This is a genomic window from Haloarcula sp. NS06, assembly GCF_051122755.1.
GTDB lineage: Archaea > Halobacteriota > Halobacteria > Halobacteriales > Haloarculaceae > Haloarcula.
In genome coordinates, this window is record NZ_CP184846.1 from 363,276 (window position 1) to 380,766 (window position 17,491).

Here is a 17,491-nt window from a genome sequence, read left to right on the forward strand (position 1 = left end):
ATGGTAAACGGGATCAACCTCGCGCTTCAGTTCCTCGATAGCTTCGCGTTCATCGTGCTTGCCGCGGCGGGGTTGGCCATCATCTTCGGGATTATGGGCGTCATTAATCTGGCACATGGGGAGTTCATCCTCATCGGTGCCTACACCGCGACGCTGGCCGTGACGCAACTCGGCCTCCCGCTCGTCGTGGCGATGCTCGTTGGCGGTCTGGTCACCGGCCTCTTCGGGATTCTGACCGAGCGGGTGATTATCTCCGGAGCTTGGCCTAATTACATCAGTCAACAGACGCTGGGCCGCGATATCATCGAACCGCTGTACGACCGACTGGCCGATTCGATGGTCGCCACGTTCGGGCTCAGCCTGATACTGACCCAGGGGGCCCGAATTCGCTTTGGCAACTCAATCGACCAGATAGCGACGCCGTTCGGCGCAATCTCGTACGGGGCGTTCTCGTACTCGACGTACCGGATCGTCCTGGCCGGCGTCAGCATCGGGCTGCTCCTGGCTACCTACTACCTGTTCACCCGGACGGACTTCGGGATGCGCGCCCGGGCGACGATACAGGACAAGGAAACGGCACAGGCCATGGGCGTCAACACCGACCGGATGTATATGCTAACATTCGGGTTCGGATCGGCGTTGGCCGGGCTGACGGGCGCGCTGTTCGCACCAGTCATCACGATGCAGCCGACGCTGGGCGACCAGTTCCTAGTTGAGGCGTTCGTCGCCGTCGTTGTCGGGGGGCCGAGCGTCGTCCTCGGGACCGCGCTGTCGGGGGGCGTTCTTGGGGCGATTCTGGCCACGTTCTCGAACCTCTACGGGACGTTCATCGGCCGTATCGCGTTGCTCGTCGCTGCGCTCATCGCCCTCCGGTTCCTCCCCGACGGCATCACCGGGTTCATCGAACAACTGCGGAAACGGAGACAGGAGAGCGACTAGATGTCGAAAAACAGTGCAAACGGCGAGGAGAACAGGTCGCTCCCGGGTCGGTTTCGCAGCCGGTTCGAGGGGCCAAACACTATCGGGGAATCGCGTGGGTTCTGGGTCGGCTTCGCCGTCGCCGTCGCGGCCCTTGTCGTCTACCCGGCCTTCGGTGACGGCTCACAGCTGTCGCTGTTCATGGTGCTGGCGCTGCTGGGGCTTTCCCTGTCAGTCGTCTGGGGCTACTCGGGCGTGCTGAGCTTCGGGCAGGTCGTATTCTTCGGCATCGGGGCCTACACGTTCGGTGTCGTCTCGATCAACTATGCGACTCCGGGCGGTATCACGGCCGCTGTCGTCGCCGGTATCGTCGGCGGTGGCCTCAGCGCGGCGATACTGGGCTACTTCATGTTCTACGGCGGGGTGCGGGATGTCTACGTGACTATCATCACGCTCGTCTCGACGATAGTCATGCACACGTTCATGGCCCAGACCGCCGGGTCCGAGTGGGCTATCGGCGAGGCGGCGCTTGGCGGCTTCAACGGAATGCCGGACATTCCGGTGTTGACGCTTGGCGTCGAGGGGGCTTCCTACCAGTTCATGTACAACCCGTTCCCGATGCGGGTTATCGGAATCGGATCGTTCGAGATCAGCCCGTTCTACTACCTCGTCCTCCTCCTGCTGGTCGGGACGTACCTCGGGTTGCGGGTCCTCGTCAACTCGGACTACGGGCGCGTGATGGTCGCCGTCCGAGAGGACGAGGACCGCACCGAGATGTTCGGCTACAACGTGACCCGCGTCAAGTTCGTCGTGTTCACGCTCGGCGGAGCGCTGGCGGGTCTGTCCGGCGTACTGTACGCCGCACGGAACGTCTACATCGACCCGACCGTGTTTTCGCTGCTGTTCGCGACGCTGCCGGTCATCTGGGTGAGTATCGGCGGTCGAAAGAGCCTGCTTGGGGCCGTCGTCGCAACGCTCGCCATCGAATACCTCCGCATTTCGATGGCGGGAGAGCTGGCGCTGGTCCTGCTTGGCACTCTGTTGCTGGTGACGATTCTGGTCCTTCCGAGCGGCTTCGTTCCGTGGCTCCACGATCAGATTGTCGAAACTCGACTCAGCCCGGGTGAAGCCAGCGGAGCCGACGCACCCGACGCGCCGAGTGAGGTGAGTGACTAATGAGTGATACTGAAACTGAATCCGACATCGACTCTCTCGGACCGAATGTTCGACAGACTGCCGCGGAACTGGCAACAGGTGACAGAACCGACACACTGCTACAGACCGACGGGCTCGTCAAGCAGTTCGGCGGATTCACTGCCACCGACGACGTGGACTTCTCGGTCGCCGAGGGAGAGCTCCGCTGTCTCATCGGGCCAAACGGTGCAGGCAAGTCGACGCTGCTGAACCTGATTACCGGGTCCTACGAGGCGAGTGACGGCAGTATCTACTACAACGGCCACGACATCACCGACCTCGACCCACACGAGCGGGTCTCCCGTGGTATCAGTATGAAATTTCAGGTTCCGTCCGTATACGGTGACCTGAGTGTCAGAGAGAACGTCAGGCTCCCCGTCCAGCAGTTCGCTGACGGGGAGAAGCGACGGCGGCTGGTCGCCGAGGCCATTGAGGCTGCGGGCCTTACCGGCTATGAGGACGTTGCTGCGTCGCAGCTCTCACACGGCCAACAACAGCAGCTGGAAATCGGGATGGCCGCCGCGCTCGAACCCGATCTGCTCCTGCTGGACGAGCCGGTTGCCGGACTTGACGTGGCCGAGCGCGAAGCTATCGCTGAGCGGATCAGGCGGCTCAACGAGGAGGAAGGGATTGCCTTCATCGTCATCGAACACGACACCGACTTCGTCGCAAGCATCGCCGAAGAAGTGACCGTCTTGCACAACGGCGAGGTGTTCCGCGAGGGGCCGATTGAAGAGATCGAATCCGACCCGGCGGTCCAGCGGATATATCTGGGAGGTGAGTCGTGATGCTTGAACTCGACAACGTTTCCGCTGCCTACGACACGACACCGATACTGCGGGACGTGGATCTCTCCGTCGAGGAGGGGGAAATCGTCGGCGTGATGGGGAAAAACGGCGTCGGCAAGACGACGCTCCTGAAAACGGTGATGGGACTGCTGGAACCAAGCGAGGGAACTATCAGCTACGACGGCACTGACGTGACCCACGCGAGTGCCGACGAACGCGCCCGGGCCGGCATCGGCTACATCCCGCAGGGTCGGGACGTGTTCCCCAAGCTAACCGTCGAACAGAACATCAAGATGGGCGAGACCATCCGGTCGGACAGCGACGAAACGCTGTACGACCAGATATACGACTACTTCCCCGTGCTTGAAGAACGAGCCAGTCAAGAGGCCGGGACGCTCTCAGGCGGGCAACAGCAGATGCTTGCCATCGGCCGCGCACTGGTGTCGAACCCCGATCTGCTCTTGCTCGATGAACCGTCCGAGGGCATCCAGCCCTCGATCGTTGACCAGATCAGCCAGGATATGCAGACGATCAACGATGACCTCGGGACAACGATTCTGTTCGTCGAACAGAACCTCGGAGTCATCCGTGAGATGGCCGACCGCTGTTACGCGATGGAGCGGGGCACGGTCGTCGATGAACTCGGCCCGTCCACGATTGCCGACGAGGACGCGATCGCGGAGTACCTCGCGGTCTGAGACGGACTCTCAGCTGTATCGCGTCTCTGGCACCCACCTGCGGGCGGTCGCCTGTGGAACGACGGACGGCAGTTCGGACGCGGGCTGGACTGTCGGCTACCTAATTCCTTCCTGATTACACGCAAGCAACCGAATCAACAGGAACTTGAGTACCCACTGAACAGACCTGTACACGAATGTCCGATCGTGACTCATGGATATCGAACCTCGGTTTCGTGCTTGCCGCCGTCGGCGGTGCGGCGGGTCTGGGGAACATCTGGCGGTTCCCGTGGCTGACCGCCGGAAACGGTGGCAGCGCGTTCCTCATCGTCTACCTGCTTGTCGTCGTCGGCATCGGCGTCCCGGGACTGCTCGCTGAGTTCGTCCTCGGACGCTGTGGCCGGCAGACACCAACCGCGGCGTTGCGCTCGCTCACCGGCTCCCGCTGGGGGTCGTGGCTGGGCGCGTTCAACGTCCTGACGACCTTGGTCATCCTCTCGTTCTACTCTGTCGTCGGCGGGTGGATTCTCCGATACACACTGGTCTCGCCGGTTGGGACGTACTTCGCGCAGCCCCAGCAGTACTTCGGGGCAATGAGCTTCGGCCTCGAAGCGGTCGCCTTTCACCTGCTGTTCCTCGGTATCGTTGCCGCCATCGTCTTTTTCGGCATCAGCAACGGTATCGAACGCGTCTCGAAGGTGATGCTCCCCGGTGTCGTGATTATCCTGCTCGGCCTCGCCGTGTGGACGGCCACCCAACCGGGGACGGCCGCCGGCTACGCGTTCTATCTCAGTTTCGACGCCGAATACCTCGCCGCGAACTTCCTGAGCGTCATCGGGCCAGCGGCGGGACAGGCACTGTTCACCCTCTCGCTCGGCGCCGGAGTCATGCTGACGTACGCCTCGTACCTCGACGACAACGCATCGCTCCCGCGGGATACACTTGTCATCGCAGTCTCGAACACGTTCATCGGTGTCCTCGCTGGACTGGTCGTCATTCCGCTGCTGTTTTCTCAGGGTGTCGACCCCGGACAGGGCGGCCCCGGTGCGCTGTTCGTCGCGCTCGCGACGGCATTTGCGACGCTCCCGGGCGGTGAACTCGTCGCGACTGCGTTCTTCGCAACCGTGCTGATGGCTGCGGTGACCAGCGGTATCAGCCTGCTTGAGACGCCGGTGGCAACGCTCGTCGACAGCTTCGGCGTCCCACGACGTCGGGCCACGGTGCTGGTCTCGGTCCTGCTTGCGGCAACTGGGAGCGGGCTGGCGCTCACGAGTTCGGTCTTCCAGTTCGTCTCCGGCACGCTCGCAGACCTGATGTTGACTGTCGGGCTGTTCGCGTTCACTGTCATCGTCGGCTGGCTGCTGCGCGGAGAAGCGCTGGCCGAGTTCCGCGCTGGAACTGACCGTTTTGAATGGCTAGCCAAGCCGTGGCTCATGACGGTCAGCTGGATTCTCCCCGTCGTCGTGCTGTTCCTGTTGACAAACACGCTCGCGTCGCTCGCCGGGATGTCGCTGGGACTCGGCGGCCGAGCGATTATCGCTGTCATCGGCACCGTCGCGCTGGCTGTCATCGTTCGAAGTGGAAGCCGGAGCGACCGGCTGAGTTCGCACTAGCGTCCTGATTTCGTTCATCTCCAGAAGCCGTCTAATCGGTGTCCGTCTCACGCACGACTACGGGCCACGACAACCTCGACCCACTCGCCTGAAACGGTGGTAAAATCACCAACCGATCACAAGTCGATGACTTTCTCTGTCACCAGCTTACCGTTGAAAATCAGAACTAGCCCATACAATGTGTTCCGACATTCTGTGCCGTCGGCCGGCGCTAACACTCTTCGCAACTGCAGTAGCGCTCGCAGACGGGGTTAGCACAGTCGGGATTACGTGCTGAGCAGAACTCCCGGCCGTGGGTAATCAGCAGGACGTGCAGCGGGTAGGTCAGCTCGTCGGGAATGAGTGCGTCTAGCTCGTCGTGGGCGCGCTTGTTGGTTGCTGACTCGGTCACCAGCCCAAAGCGCTTGGAGACCCGCTCGACGTGGGTGTCGACAGCCATTGTCGGCTTCCCGAAGTGGAAGTTCAGGACGACGCTGGCGGTCTTTGGGCCGACGCCCTTGATATCGGTGAGCCAGCCTTTCGCCTCGTCGGTAGGCATGGCGTCGAGGAAGGCAAGCGAGTAGGCTCCACCGGTTTCCTCGCGGATGGCCGCAAGCGCCCGCTGAATGCGGGCAGCCTTCTGGTCAGGGAGCCCGGCGACGCGGATGGTGTCGGCCAGTTCGTCGTGGTCTGCGGCTTCGATAGCCGCGAAGTCGCCGTATGCCGTGAATAGTGCCTCGGAAGCGCGGCGTGTGTTCTCGTCAGCTACGTTCTGTGAGAGAATCGTCGTCACCAACTGTCGAACTCCCTCGCCAGGGTCGGAGCTGGCGTCGGCGCCGTGGTCGCTTGTGCGTTCGACCGGGCCGTGCAGCGAGACGAGGTCGTCGTGCAGGTCACGAACACCGGCGGCGTCCCACTCCTCAGTCATCGACATATTCCCTGCCAAGGCCCAGACCGACTTCAAGACACCGACCCCTGTTCGGACCCGCGCCGGTCCACGCCGACTCTATATTTTGCCTGAGACGCCTTCCGACGGAGCCATACCACTCACTGGACTGTGAGCAGGGAGCAGCAAGATCGCTATCGGGGCTATCTACCCGGGCAAGTTCCCCGTCAGTATCAGCAACTGCGTTTAGCGATCACAGACGGCTTCGCCTGAGCCTACCGAGATATAGGTGTCATTGAGTGTGAATACCTTCTTACCTACACGAAGTAAATGGCCATGCATGGGGATGCGCTGTGAACTATTTGGACATGAATTTGGAGATTCGAAAATAGAGGAGTCGTACGATGAAGGCGAGCGCGGCACTGTTCTAACCGTTCGGGAATACAGGTCTTGCCAGCGATGTGGACATATCCGCCATATCTCTGAGAATCGAGGCTTGATATCCAACATAGCGGAATCGACAGCAAATGACGAGCGGTCGGACGATGCCGAATACACAGCCGAAACCGAGCGGCAAGTGGGACGGAGAGAGAATGCAGAGGGCAAGACCGAGGCAACAGACACGGGTCAGGCGGCGGAAACGGAATCGACCGATGCTTCCGAACCGACGGCGGAGGCTCTGGACACGGTCGCAGACCCATCCTCGGATGCAGAAATGAGTGATGCATCCACGGCGGTGACCGCATCGACACCACCGGAGCGGACCGACGATGCTGTGATCCTGTCTGAATCAGCGACACAAGAGCCAGATGATGACTCTACGCCGCCGAATAGCGATGATGCAGTCATCATTGACGATGCTTCAGACACTGTGCACCCGTCGTCTGAAACTTCTGAAGAATCAAGTACTGAAAACAGCCGAGACGAGAGTTTGCACACAGCGGACGACTTAGAGAGTACAACAACTGACTCAGATCCCACATATCGGTGCCCAAGATGTGAGTTCGAACTCCCTGTGAGTGAATCGTCGTACTTTCCCGGCGATGTCTGTCCACAGTGTCGAGTCGGCTACCTCGAGGACACATCCGACGGCGAGTCGCAAGCCTTCGACGAGACGTGACCCCATAGAGAGATGGTCACCGTGGAATAGTAGTGTTACAATGAGTGTCCGCTCAATAGTTCTGGAACAGCAGTTTTCGTACGTCATCTTTCGTCCGTGCGCTCACTGTTGAACCGTCTGGGAGCGTGACTTCGTATGGTTCGTCGGTTTCATCTGACCGAGTCCACTTTTCGTCATGTTCAGTCAGCAAACGGTTAGCGACCGACAGGGTGTCTCCCGGGGCGTTATTGGCCGTCTCGTTGGGCTCGGTTGCATCACCTGTTTCGCCGGTATCGGGTGCTAGACCAGCCTGTCCCGACGTATCGCTTTGTGTCTTATCGTGTCCGTCGCCGGGCGCATCCGCCGAGTTATTTGGACCAGTAGCCGCTTCTTCATCACCTTTGTCCGCTTTCGTCTCGGGTTCGACATCTGCAAGGCGAGTCGCAAGTTCACTTGTCCCGAGCGCCGAGAGCAGCTTCCCTCGCATCTCGTCGGCTTCAATACCGCTTCCGGGAACCTCCGACACCTCAGATGCGATGCGCTGGAGTTCCGGATACTCAGCTGAGGCGATTCGCTCGTAGTCGGGACGGTTCAGGCCTTGCTCGCCTTCGAGCTGCTCCGGCGGTGTGTATGTATCGAGGAGGTAGTCAACCACATCTTGCGTACGAATATGACCGTATGTCTTGATGAATGCGTCTTCAAGGTCCTCTTGAATCGCCGTTAAATCCGCCTGTTGTGTGTCCGTAATCTCGATCTCCGGCATTGGCTTCAACATCGGTCGCCCAACTCATAACTCGTTCCCTAGAGGGGGAGAACTGACGGAACCATTGTATAGCAGAGACACGCATGATCTTATATGCGGTGTCCCCGCTGCGACTCCGACCTCAGCACGTATACGCTTGCTACCGGTAACCAGACGGCGATTGTCTGTGAATCGTGCGGCTTCGCAGACCTCTCTACGTCTCATCACAACGAGGCATCCCCTCCAGAGTCCTGGGAATTCGCCTTTGCCCGATTCAACCAGCATCCTGATCCTACCCCCGGTAAACCCGAGAATACTGGCCGGACACCCAGTGTCCCGATTCCAGAGAGTGACGAATCCACAGACCGACCAGAGTTCTCGCTTGAACAGGCTGGTGTTGCGGTCGGCATCTCTCTGGGGTCTGATGCTAACAAGTTCCGACAGGACGCTGCTGACGAATTGAACCGCGTTATCGACGAGAGCGAAAGTGAATCAAGCGAGGAGGGTACAGCCAGTTTTGACGAGAACGATGCGGACAGTCAAAACGGGGACACTGAAGCCGACGAAAACGGAGACGAAACTGAGTAACATTCAACGTCAGTTGTGTCATCTGGAACGAGGACCAAGCGAAGATACTGGTTGATGCCGGCGAGCAGTGCTTCGATGCGGGAGTACCCGTTACTCAGCGGAGGCGTCTGGTTCTTCGGGCTGCTCGGTTTGCCCTTCGCGCTCTTCTTCCGACCGCGCTGCAACGAGTGCTCCCTGCGCAACGCTATACAGTGGATTCTCGGCCTGGCGGACATCGCTAATCGAGAACGGTATCTCGGAGTCATTGATCCGTTCGGCGAACAACTCTTCAAAGCCATCAGGACTCGATGTTCCGCCAGTCACAACGACCGGGACATCCAATCCTTCCTCGACGTCCTCCTCATCAACTTCACTGATGATGTTTTCGATGACATAGTCGAGGAGATTGTCGTAATAGATGCTCAGCGCCCCCTCGATACCACCGACATCCGTCTCAAAGTTGAGTGCGAAGTCTTCTTCCTTGACAGAAGTAACCTTATCGACGGGCGTGCCGGTCGCCTGTGCAGCTTGCTCGTCGATCCAGTCACCACCGCGTGCGATGGAGAACTTCATTACGGGGACTGCATAGTACGACAGACAAACGTTGGTCATCCCAGCGCCAAAGCTGATGCCGAGACCAGTGAACTCACGATTTGCAAGTTCCGAGTAGATGACGGCCATCCCCTCATTGATCGGCTCTGGGCTGTATCCCATATCAGTAAGGAGAGACTCAACCGTCTTTTGATGATACAGCGTTGAAACATCAGCGTCGATGGGGTCTGCAGGAACTGAGAAAAACAGACGCTCATTCGGGTACTCCGGTTGCCCAACCACCTGCTCAGTAATGAGCTTAATCATCGGAATGGCTGATTGCTCGTCGCTTGAGAGAATCCCGGCCTGCATCGGTCGGCGTGTCTCCTCGCTGAAGATGTTCGCGAAATTCAGAGCGTCATCGCCAACGATATAGACCCGATCATCCTTGCGAATGTGGAGAACGTCACTTCTCGACAGCATTTGTTCGGCCATGTCGCTGTAGTCAATTTCAACAAAGGAGTTCCGCTGCTGCACGAACACTGTCTCGTTCCCATCTTGACGTGCAGACAGGAGGTTCATCGTACCGACATCGAGACCTTGGGGCATACGGTTGTATTCCTCCCACCAAGTTGAAAAAACTAGCCTATACTATAGAACAAATTACAACTTACGTACCAACTTTGGAGCGAAGAAAGTGTAGGGGGATACTAACATGGTAAAACCAACCCAACGAAACTGCCACAGTAGACGGCGTAGGGACCAATTAGCTGTTTATTCGAAGAACAATGACTGAAGACGGCTCATAAGGCCCTTTTGCTCTTCGACACCAGTTTCCACATCATCGTCTTCGGCCTGCTCATTCCGGAACTCGGTAAGAGCGTTGACCTGCTCTTCGGTTCCAGTACTTCGATCCGTCTTTGATTGGCCACCTTGCAACTGCCTGAGTCCATCTACTGCGTCGTCAACATCGTTGCTGTCGGCCCGTGTCGTGGTCGCCTCGGAGTTCTCGATGGCCGTCTGGTCGAGGTCGGAGTCTGTGTCCGGCATATCCAGATTCAGCCGCTTGGTCTTGGGCTGTTGTTCGACGCCGCCCCAGGATAGCTCCGCCCCTTCCATCGCTTGCTCTATGTCGCTGTCTACGTCTGCTTTGCTGACTGACTCTGACTCACTCTCGGCCGAGTCAACCGGCTCGGCTGACTCAGCTGGCGTTGTCGCGCGCTCGAGGTAGTGTGCGACCAGTGCCGCTCCTGTCGAAGCGACAAGTGTAACTAGGCCAGTAGCGTAGACGCTGATCGTCCAGACGCTCCCGTTGATTCCCTCACTGGTCGTCCACCCGTACGGAAAAACGTCAACCAGAATCACAGTTGCAGCGAGACAGAACACTGTGCCAGCGGCACTGATAACTCGGGTCTTCAAACCCACTGGGAGGAGCACGACGACGCTCAATAGCACGGAGGGCAGTCCGATGAATCCGACGACGAGTGCGACCTCTCGGATCTGCCAGTACAGCGTACTCCCGGATTCCAGAGCGTTACTGTACAAAAAGAGGCCGAATCCGACAACGGCCAGGGTGACTCCTGCGAAAAAGAGGCCAAACCCGATATAGATGTCTCGCTCTTTATCCGGTTCGCCGATATAATCGCGATAAATCGACCTGAGCCTGTCGCGATAGCCCGACACAGGATCGGCAGATTCAGGGGACCTGTTCGATGTAGATGCAGGGCTCATTCAATTTGTTATTTTGTTCGGATGGGTGTTAAAGATGAGCTAACTCAATCTTAGTTACGATAACTCGAGGCGAAACCGCCTTTCACGGCGGGAATAAAGCTGACAATTGGGGATTCGTACCACGCCTGTTCGACAAGTATACGGGCGGAGTATGCCCGCGAGAACAGGTCGTTTCTGGACCCCCTGTCCCACCGTGGGACTCCTCGCGCTTCAGCGCGGAAGTACTTCGAGTAGGACGAAGCGACAAGTCGGTTCAGTGACTCGAGGGAGTCACTCCTTGTTCAATGGTGAGCCTGTCGTTCTGAATGTGGATGAAGATGGTCTGTTCAGGCTCATCAGAGACTGTAACGGCAGTGACTGACTCGTGCTGTCCGTCGAGAACGGCCTTAACCTTGTAACAGCCGTCCTGTAACAAGCTGACCGAGCACCCCGACTGGCCTGCCAGAAGGTGATAGTGTGCTGTATGACACCATTCCCCGTCATCGTATATTTTTACCTGGATATCATGCTTGGTGTCAGTGCCATTTCTGATGTGGAGGTCTTCGCGTGCTAAACGCCACTCTTCACTGGTCGCCGAGAGGAGTGCAAGACTGCTGGAGGGCATACCGACATCGCATCTATGTAACAACTACAATATATATTTTAAGATGGATATACGATATACATCTATCCCGTGTCGTCAATCTCACCGCGGCAACTCGGATTTTACCAGCGGCTGTACCACGTCGGATTTTTATCTGTCCATCATCTTCATAATTATATGCAATTTTACGAGGATGTCGCAGTCGGCGACGTGCGACAGTCGGATGGCTACACTGTGTCGAAATCCGAGATCGTCGAATTTGCCAAGAAATACGACCCACAACCGTTCCACACCGACGAGGAGGCAGCGAAGGACTCAGTCTTTGGCGGGCTAGTCGCCTCCGGGTGGCAGACCGCCGCGATCTGTATGCGTCTCAACGTCGAGACCAGCGAGGACATGGCAACACAGGCTGGCGTCGGCGTCGACAATCTCCGCTGGCACCAGCCACTCCAGCCCGGTGATACGCTACGATTACGAACCGAAATCATCGACAAACGTCCCTCTGACAGTGATCCGAGCCGGGGGTACCTCACCGCCCGCTACGAAGGTCTGAATCAGGACGACGAACTGGTTATTTCATACGAGGCGACAGCCATGATCCGCCGCGAAACCGACGAGTGACGACACACGCAAGCCGTCTGCATTCCTGTGTGTAACTCGTTGAACTGGCGGCGTTCGTTGGCAGCTACATATTGATATCTGCTTCAATAACATTTCTACAAAAACAACTCTCGGTATGGGCACCTGTCGATGAGTGTACCCTTTCACATCGATATGCTGGCTGTATGCGGAAGCTTAGATACAAATATGCGCCCCTGAGGTAGCAAAGGAGTATACCACATCCGAGTACCACTTATATGACATTCCTTCTCCACACCCAATGGCACTCAGCCGAATTCGGTCTATGTTCGGGTACGTGCCCGTATTCGCTACTGCCAGCCGAGTTCAACGGCCGAACCGGTGTCTCGACAGTGTTCGAGTTCGTGTTTTGCAGTCATGCCCGCGGTTTGGGCGGTGCGTGCCCGACCGACGCCGACCTTCAGGTCTACATCTACGGTATCTCGAACGTGGGTGATCGTATCCCGATATGCCGATGCGCCCATCTCCGAACAGACGGCAATGACGTTGTCGCCGCCAACAAAGAATGCCAGTGACTCATGCGCTTCCCGGAGATATCGCATCAGTTCCGCGTAGCCCTGCTCGATGCGAATGAAAGTATCGAACTCGTTGAGGCGGTCAGTGTACTTGCCTGTGGCGTCGTTGACATCGAAATGCGCAATCTGAACATCATCGTCACTCCGACTGGTAGCGGGGTCCCCCTGGAGGACTTCCCGGCGGGTACTGTCCTGAGCGCTTCCGGTATCCTGGAGGCGACGGGAGGCGGTACCTAGGGCTTGGACGGGCGAGGAACGGGCTTCGAGACTCATGCTTACCGTCACCGGATAGCGGTTGCCTAACGACTCCTGGATGCGGATATGATCGGACGCATCGAGGCCGTTTGTGACGGCGACCATGTTGTCGAACCTGCCGAAGAAGGCGTACCCGTCCATGTTGCCAACCAACTGCGAGACATCAGCGAACAGACGCGACTGTAACGTCTGGAGGTCAACCTCGCGGCGTGGTTCGGGCGTTGTTGTCCACGGGCCATAGTTGTCAATCTGAACCAGAGTTACCTGCGTATTTGTCACATAGGTATTCAGGAACTGACCTATGTTTGTGTTTGGAAATCAGTCAGTAGCACCGGTTTACGAGTCGATACACCCAAAGAAATCCAGCTGATGTGTGTAATACAGTAATTCGGCTGCAGCGACCTGTTCTCGCCGGCGTGCCAGCCAGGTCTCAAGGTCCTCGAAGTCGTTACCTGTCACCTCATCGACTGCATCTCCGATTGTATCGAGAATGTAGCGGAGAAAGTAGGCTTCGTCTGCCGGGTAACTTCCGTCTATAGGCCGGACGATCCAGTCTGATCCGGCCACCGCCGAGAGCGTCGTGCCGTCGAGGCGCTGGAGTCGGGCAAGCACGGTGCCGCCGGCGCGGCTGTCTCCGCCCTGTTTTGCGTCCATGTGGTCGTGATAGTGACCCTCGATCGCTCGGTCGGCCGGATGGCTGGGCTGGAAACGCGTCGCGCCGTCGAACGTGATCGGGAAGTAGTACAGACCACCGGGTGCAAGCGGTTCGAGTAGCGTCGCCAGCTCTTCACGGTCGAGAATGTCGAGCAGGGCGGCCCCGATGAGGAGGTCGTACTCCCCGTCGGCGGCTTCGGCGTATGCAACCGCTTCGGCCTGGACCGTCTCAATCCGAATCCGTCGGTTTTCGCCTTCCAGGACGGGTGGACTGTCTCCCACTGATATCTGCCGGTCGGCGGTCCAGTCACGGAGATAGTCGGGCAGGTGGGCCAGGTTCTCTGACTGAATATCGACCGCTGTGTAGCGGATATCGCCCGCAGGAAGCACGTCCCACTCGACGAAGCGAGCGAGCATCGTGCCGATGCCAGCCCCGATTTCGAGGACACGTAGTGGTCCGTCAGTGTCGGCTGCCCGGGCCGCCAACTGCTCGCGGAGGGTTTCGATCAGCCGGCGGTCCAGCGCGCGGTCGTCGATAGTCTGCTTGGCCCGCAGATACCGCTGGAAGGACCCCGTCACGCCGGCACCTCCGCGGGCTGTACGATGTCGGACAGCAGGCCGCGGACACGCGCTACCGTCGCCTCCCAGTCTGGATGCGCCTCATAGCTCTGTCTTGCGGCCCACCCCATTTCGGCCAGTCGGTCCCGGTCGGTAGCGAACCGCTCCAGTCCGCGGGCGACGGCTGCCGAATCGTCGGGGTCGATGAGTTTCCCCGTTTCGCCGTCAGTTATGATGTCGGCTGCTCCGCCCGCCCGGGTGGCGAGTGCCGGGAGGCCGAAGCTCATCCCCTCCAGATAGACGATGCCAAATCCCTCATATCGAGACGGCACTGCGAGAACGTGGCTCGACTGGAGCGTGCTCGCCAGTTCGGCATCCGGGAGTCGCCCCGTGAACTGTACGCGGTCATCCAGACCGTGTTCGCGGACGCGGTTCCGGACCGCAGTAACATGGGCCGCGTCGGCAGGGCGACCAACGATGGTCAGTTCGATGTCGGCATCCGCCTTGGCTACACCGTCGACGAGCGTATCCAGTCCCTTTCGAGGCGTGACGTTCCCGACGAAAACGACTCGTAGCGGCTCGGTGGTGGCCCGTTGCTCGACTGTCGACCGGTCGATTTCGGGGGCGAACCGGTCCCCGGCCGGCGGCGCAACGACGGTGTTGTTGGGGTTGACGCCCAAGTCGGTCACGACGCCTCGGGTCGTAGTACTGTTACAGACGACGCCCCGAACAGTCCCGAGATAGCGTCGCTCGACTGCTCGGTACAGCGGCGCGAGTCGGCGCGACTCGCTCGCCCGCAGGTGATGGACGATGCTGACGATCGGGTACGAGAGGGCACGGTTCGTGCGGACGAGCGACGGATGGGCGAGTTCGTCTTGCAACATGACGTCGACGTCGACGTCCAGTTGCCGGCGGAGCTTGCGCGACCCGTTGTCGAGGAGTCCTCTGTGGTAGTCACGCCAGGGGAGCTGGATACACTCGACGGTGTCTCCGGCGTCACGAAGTCCCTCGACGAGTTTTCTATCGTACCGAAACCCGCCCGACTGCTCGTCGAGGCTCCCGTACAGCGTCAGTCCGACCCTCATACGGCAGCGTCGTAACTTGCAGCAGCCTCGTCGTCCTCCCAAATGGTGACTGACAGTTCGGTGACTGTCTCGTCGGTGACATGCTCCATGACACGTTCGAAGATGACCCGGGCGAACCGTTCGACGCTGGGGTTGTACCCCTTGAACTCCGGGAGTTCGTTGAGCATCGTGTCCCGGTACCGGCCGGCGAGTGACGACAGGGCTGTGTCGGCATCGTCGATGTCAACGATGTAATCGAACTCGTTGAGTTCGGGGCCCCGGAAACACAGCTCAACTCTGTAGTGGTGTGAGTGTGGGTCACCTTCGAGGCCCGGGTTTGGGACAGTGAGGTAGTGCTGTGCCACGAACTCGGTCCGCACTGTCGTCGCGTACATGCCTGCACAAACGGTCGGGGCAAACCTAAATTTCGGGTGTCAGCTGTACGTCAACACGACCTGGACTGCGTCATCTGGCCGGTTCTCTAGGAGTTGATACGCGTCGGCCGCACGTTCGATGTCGATTTCGTGTGTCAGCAGCGCTGAGAGGTCGGTGTCACTCAACCACGACCGAACAACGTCCAGTCGGCGGTCCTTGTCCCAGCGGTCCGCGTGGTCCGGGTCGATTCGGCTCACCTGACTGCTGCGAAAGCGGATGTGGCTCCGATGGAAGTGGTGCCCGAGGTCGAGTGAGACGTCCTTCGAGCCGTACCACGACCCGACGATGACTTGGCCTGCATAGCCAGTGGCGTCGACCGCCCTGTCGAGTGCGGTGGGGTTCCCCGAGAGCTCGAAGGTGATGTCAGCATCGGCGTCACCGAGATTCCTTGGGGAGACCGACCGGTCTGCACCGAGCGCTTCCGAGAGTCGACGGCGGCCAGCACAGGGGTCGACTGTTACGAGCGACGACAGCGGAAACTCGGCTAGGAGCCCGGTCGTCAATAGTCCGACCGGCCCTTGGCCGAAGACGACCACCCGAGCGCCGATACGCGGTCGGGCATCCATCACGAAGTTGACCGCCGCTTCGACATTCGGGATGAACACTGCTTGTTCCGGTGGTAACGTCGTGGGGATGAGCGACGACGGTTCGGCGAGAAAGTGGCTTTGGTGTGGGTTGAACGCGAACACGCGCCGGTCAAGCCAGTCGTCGTCAACCGTCTCCCCGACGGCGGTGACACAGCCGACCGCAGCGTAGCCGTACTGCAGGGGATACGAGAATGTGCCGTCGAGGGCGTCGATTGTTTCGTCAGTCGTAAGCTCCGAATCGACCTCACCGCGGTACACCAGCAGCTCTGTTCCGGGACTGATGCCCGACAATTCTGTCCGGACACGGACCTCTGTGGGACCAGGGTCGGGCACCGTCTCTTCGTCGACCCTGACTGATTCCGAGCCAGTAAAGTACAGCGCTTTGGCGGGCATTATACTGGCTCCTGGCGGCGTGAGTGTGAACCGGTGCCGATGGTTCGGTGCGACCCAGCTCGAACGCGGCGACGGCTCCGGGGATGCACGTCTTCAACCCAGGCTTTCTCGGACTAAAAGGTATCTCAGCAAGAATTATAAGTATCCAAGTGAGTCGAGTCGGTCCCTGTCACTCGCAGCACCGTAGACACGCGAAACCGGGAGTGGCTCGGGTGGCGTCAGTTCGGGCTCGCGCTGGCCGTGATTGACGCCGCTCGTCTCAGCCCACGGCACGGCCAGTAGCGCCGGGACTGGCGTGTGCATCGGATGGCCGTACAGCCCCCACTCCCCGAAGAGATTACCGTGGTCTGCGGTGACGGCGATTCGGCCGTCGACGTTTTTGACGAGTGCTTCGACTTCCCGAAGGACGTACCGCAGGTTTGCTTCGTAGGCGTTCCAGACGCGCTCCGGCGAGACTTCGCCGCGGCGGAGCGCAACCCACGGATTCGCCGTGTTACTGTGGCTTCCAGTGCGGGCCAGCCCGCCGTCGCTGTCAAGCGGGTCGGGGATAAACGGGTGATGTGGCTGCATGTAGTGAACGACCAACCATTTGGGGTCCAGACACCGGGTTTGCGCGATGGCCCGGTCTGTAATAGCCTCGGCCGGGACGGTGTTCAAATCATCGTCCCAGCGCGTACTTCCAGACCTCGTCCAGCGCGGCGAAGGCGTCGGCATCGAGATACCGGTCCGTCCACGTGTTACCGGTGACCATGACGGTGTGGGCTGTCTCCGGATGACCGAGAAACGTGTTTTCGAGCCACTCTGAGGATGAACTCCCAACCGAGCGGACCGTCGACACGGCATCGAACAACTCGATATCGGGGGCAACCGTCCGTAGCAGGTCTGCTCGACAGGCGTCGAGGACGACGAGTACGTCCCACTCGCGCTCGTAGACGTTCGTTCCGTACGGAATCCGCCGGCCCAGTGCCTGCAACGCGCGCAAGTACGCCGTCCCCAGCCGGCTCATCCCCGGTTCTGTCACGTCTGGCATTCGGCGGCGGCGACTAAAACCCCACTGTCGATATGATATATATGTGAGGACGC

General features: G+C 59.3%; 18 protein-coding genes and 1 pseudogene. 8 read left to right on the plus strand and 11 right to left on the minus strand.

Annotation, left to right across the window (positions count from 1 at the left end; genetic code table 11):
* From urtB to ACODNH_RS23315, 5 genes are all read left to right on the plus strand, one after another.
* A complete protein-coding gene (gene urtB / locus ACODNH_RS23295) occupies positions 1-939 on the plus strand; it encodes an urea ABC transporter, permease protein UrtB (RefSeq protein WP_306710660.1) in 939 nt (312 codons plus the stop codon).
* Entirely contained in the window at positions 940-2,094 is a 1,155-nt protein-coding gene (urtC, locus tag ACODNH_RS23300) for an urea ABC transporter, permease protein UrtC (RefSeq protein WP_306710658.1), read from the plus strand.
* Positions 2,094-2,900, plus strand: coding sequence for an ABC transporter ATP-binding protein (locus ACODNH_RS23305; protein ID WP_306710656.1), 807 nt, complete (start codon positions 2,094-2,096; stop codon positions 2,898-2,900). Before urtC ends, ACODNH_RS23305 begins: the two co-directional genes overlap by 1 nt.
* Positions 2,900-3,598, plus strand: a complete 699-nt coding sequence (locus tag ACODNH_RS23310) for an ABC transporter ATP-binding protein (RefSeq protein WP_306710654.1) — start codon at positions 2,900-2,902, stop codon at positions 3,596-3,598. Before ACODNH_RS23305 ends, ACODNH_RS23310 begins: the two co-directional genes overlap by 1 nt.
* A gap of 176 nt (positions 3,599-3,774) precedes the next feature.
* Entirely contained in the window at positions 3,775-5,190 is a 1,416-nt protein-coding gene (locus ACODNH_RS23315) for a sodium-dependent transporter (RefSeq protein WP_434531807.1), read from the plus strand.
* 211 nt (positions 5,191-5,401) lie between these two features.
* On the opposite strand, the gene ACODNH_RS23320 is transcribed toward ACODNH_RS23315, so the two are convergent.
* On the minus strand, positions 5,402-6,103 hold the full coding sequence (locus tag ACODNH_RS23320; RefSeq protein ID WP_434531808.1) for an endonuclease III domain-containing protein: 702 nt from the start codon (positions 6,101-6,103) through the stop codon (positions 5,402-5,404).
* Positions 6,104-6,401: 298 nt separating this feature from the next.
* Here ACODNH_RS23320 and ACODNH_RS23325 point away from each other — a divergent pair, with 298 nt between their 5' ends.
* Complete coding sequence (locus ACODNH_RS23325) at positions 6,402-7,175, plus strand: DUF7093 family protein (protein WP_434531908.1); 774 nt, start codon at positions 6,402-6,404, stop codon at positions 7,173-7,175.
* A 52-nt stretch (positions 7,176-7,227) separates the two neighbouring features.
* Here ACODNH_RS23325 and ACODNH_RS23330 read toward each other — a convergent pair whose 3' ends face one another.
* A complete protein-coding gene (locus ACODNH_RS23330) occupies positions 7,228-7,917 on the minus strand; it encodes a hypothetical protein (RefSeq protein WP_434531809.1) in 690 nt (229 codons plus the stop codon).
* 93 nt (positions 7,918-8,010) lie between these two features.
* Here ACODNH_RS23330 and ACODNH_RS23335 point away from each other — a divergent pair, with 93 nt between their 5' ends.
* Complete coding sequence (locus tag ACODNH_RS23335; protein WP_434531810.1) at positions 8,011-8,484, plus strand: hypothetical protein; 474 nt, start codon at positions 8,011-8,013, stop codon at positions 8,482-8,484.
* A 90-nt stretch (positions 8,485-8,574) separates the two neighbouring features.
* Here the strand turns inward: ACODNH_RS23335 and ACODNH_RS23340 are convergent, their stop codons facing one another.
* The 3 genes from ACODNH_RS23340 to ACODNH_RS23350 all read right to left on the minus strand — a co-directional run bounded on the left by ACODNH_RS23340 (position 8,575) and on the right by ACODNH_RS23350 (position 11,329).
* On the minus strand, positions 8,575-9,603 hold the full coding sequence (locus ACODNH_RS23340) for a hypothetical protein (protein ID WP_165897456.1): 1,029 nt from the start codon (positions 9,601-9,603) through the stop codon (positions 8,575-8,577).
* Between the two features lie 165 nt (positions 9,604-9,768).
* The gene (locus ACODNH_RS23345) at positions 9,769-10,677 is read right to left on the minus strand and encodes a DUF7139 domain-containing protein (protein ID WP_306711218.1); all 909 of its coding nucleotides are present in this window, start codon (positions 10,675-10,677) and stop codon (positions 9,769-9,771) included.
* A gap of 301 nt (positions 10,678-10,978) precedes the next feature.
* Positions 10,979-11,329 (minus strand): hypothetical protein, encoded by a 351-nt coding sequence (locus tag ACODNH_RS23350; protein WP_434531811.1) that lies wholly within the window; start codon positions 11,327-11,329, stop codon positions 10,979-10,981.
* A gap of 156 nt (positions 11,330-11,485) precedes the next feature.
* On the opposite strand from ACODNH_RS23350, the gene ACODNH_RS23355 reads away from it, so the two are divergent.
* A complete protein-coding gene (locus ACODNH_RS23355; protein ID WP_306710635.1) occupies positions 11,486-11,929 on the plus strand; it encodes a MaoC family dehydratase in 444 nt (147 codons plus the stop codon).
* 308 nt (positions 11,930-12,237) lie between these two features.
* Here ACODNH_RS23355 and ACODNH_RS23360 read toward each other — a convergent pair whose 3' ends face one another.
* From ACODNH_RS23360 to ACODNH_RS23385, 6 genes and pseudogenes are all read right to left on the minus strand, one after another.
* A complete protein-coding gene (locus ACODNH_RS23360) occupies positions 12,238-12,996 on the minus strand; it encodes a GTP cyclohydrolase III (protein ID WP_306710633.1) in 759 nt (252 codons plus the stop codon).
* 57 nt (positions 12,997-13,053) lie between these two features.
* On the minus strand, positions 13,054-13,950 hold the full coding sequence (locus tag ACODNH_RS23365) for a class I SAM-dependent methyltransferase (protein WP_434531812.1): 897 nt from the start codon (positions 13,948-13,950) through the stop codon (positions 13,054-13,056).
* Positions 13,947-15,014, minus strand: a complete 1,068-nt coding sequence (locus tag ACODNH_RS23370; protein ID WP_434531813.1) for a glycosyltransferase family 4 protein — start codon at positions 15,012-15,014, stop codon at positions 13,947-13,949. The genes ACODNH_RS23365 and ACODNH_RS23370 overlap by 4 nt, the downstream gene beginning before the upstream one ends.
* Positions 15,011-15,388 carry a 6-pyruvoyl trahydropterin synthase family protein gene (locus ACODNH_RS23375; protein WP_306710625.1) on the minus strand — a complete coding sequence of 126 codons (378 nt, stop codon included), beginning with the start codon at positions 15,386-15,388 and terminating at the stop codon, positions 15,011-15,013. Before ACODNH_RS23375 ends, ACODNH_RS23370 begins: the two co-directional genes overlap by 4 nt.
* 39 nt (positions 15,389-15,427) lie before the next feature.
* Complete coding sequence (locus tag ACODNH_RS23380; protein ID WP_434531814.1) at positions 15,428-16,408, minus strand: oxidoreductase; 981 nt, start codon at positions 16,406-16,408, stop codon at positions 15,428-15,430.
* Between the two features lie 135 nt (positions 16,409-16,543).
* A pseudogene (locus ACODNH_RS23385) lies at positions 16,544-17,414 on the minus strand (hypothetical protein).
* Positions 17,415-17,491 lie beyond the last annotated feature (77 nt).

What these genes read in the sequence shown, in the direction of transcription:
- urtB (WP_306710660.1), top strand. Translation starts at nt 1, where the DNA reads ATGGTAAACGGGATCAACCTCGCGCTTCAGTTCCTCGATAGCTTCGCG.
- urtC (WP_306710658.1), top strand. Translation starts at nt 940, where the DNA reads ATGTCGAAAAACAGTGCAAACGGCGAGGAGAACAGGTCGCTCCCGGGT.
- ACODNH_RS23305 (WP_306710656.1), top strand. Translation starts at nt 2,094, where the DNA reads ATGAGTGATACTGAAACTGAATCCGACATCGACTCTCTCGGACCGAAT.
- ACODNH_RS23310 (WP_306710654.1), top strand. Translation starts at nt 2,900, where the DNA reads ATGCTTGAACTCGACAACGTTTCCGCTGCCTACGACACGACACCGATA.
- ACODNH_RS23315 (WP_434531807.1), top strand. Translation starts at nt 3,775, where the DNA reads ATGTCCGATCGTGACTCATGGATATCGAACCTCGGTTTCGTGCTTGCC.
- ACODNH_RS23320 (WP_434531808.1), bottom strand. Translation starts at nt 6,103, where the DNA reads ATGTCGATGACTGAGGAGTGGGACGCCGCCGGTGTTCGTGACCTGCAC.
- ACODNH_RS23325 (WP_434531908.1), top strand. Translation starts at nt 6,402, where the DNA reads ATGCGCTGTGAACTATTTGGACATGAATTTGGAGATTCGAAAATAGAG.
- ACODNH_RS23330 (WP_434531809.1), bottom strand. Translation starts at nt 7,917, where the DNA reads ATGCCGGAGATCGAGATTACGGACACACAACAGGCGGATTTAACGGCG.
- ACODNH_RS23335 (WP_434531810.1), top strand. Translation starts at nt 8,011, where the DNA reads ATGCGGTGTCCCCGCTGCGACTCCGACCTCAGCACGTATACGCTTGCT.
- ACODNH_RS23340 (WP_165897456.1), bottom strand. Translation starts at nt 9,603, where the DNA reads ATGCCCCAAGGTCTCGATGTCGGTACGATGAACCTCCTGTCTGCACGT.
- ACODNH_RS23350 (WP_434531811.1), bottom strand. Translation starts at nt 11,329, where the DNA reads ATGCCCTCCAGCAGTCTTGCACTCCTCTCGGCGACCAGTGAAGAGTGG.
- ACODNH_RS23355 (WP_306710635.1), top strand. Translation starts at nt 11,486, where the DNA reads ATGCAATTTTACGAGGATGTCGCAGTCGGCGACGTGCGACAGTCGGAT.
- ACODNH_RS23370 (WP_434531813.1), bottom strand. Translation starts at nt 15,014, where the DNA reads ATGAGGGTCGGACTGACGCTGTACGGGAGCCTCGACGAGCAGTCGGGC.
- ACODNH_RS23375 (WP_306710625.1), bottom strand. Translation starts at nt 15,388, where the DNA reads ATGTACGCGACGACAGTGCGGACCGAGTTCGTGGCACAGCACTACCTC.
- ACODNH_RS23380 (WP_434531814.1), bottom strand. Translation starts at nt 16,408, where the DNA reads ATGCCCGCCAAAGCGCTGTACTTTACTGGCTCGGAATCAGTCAGGGTC.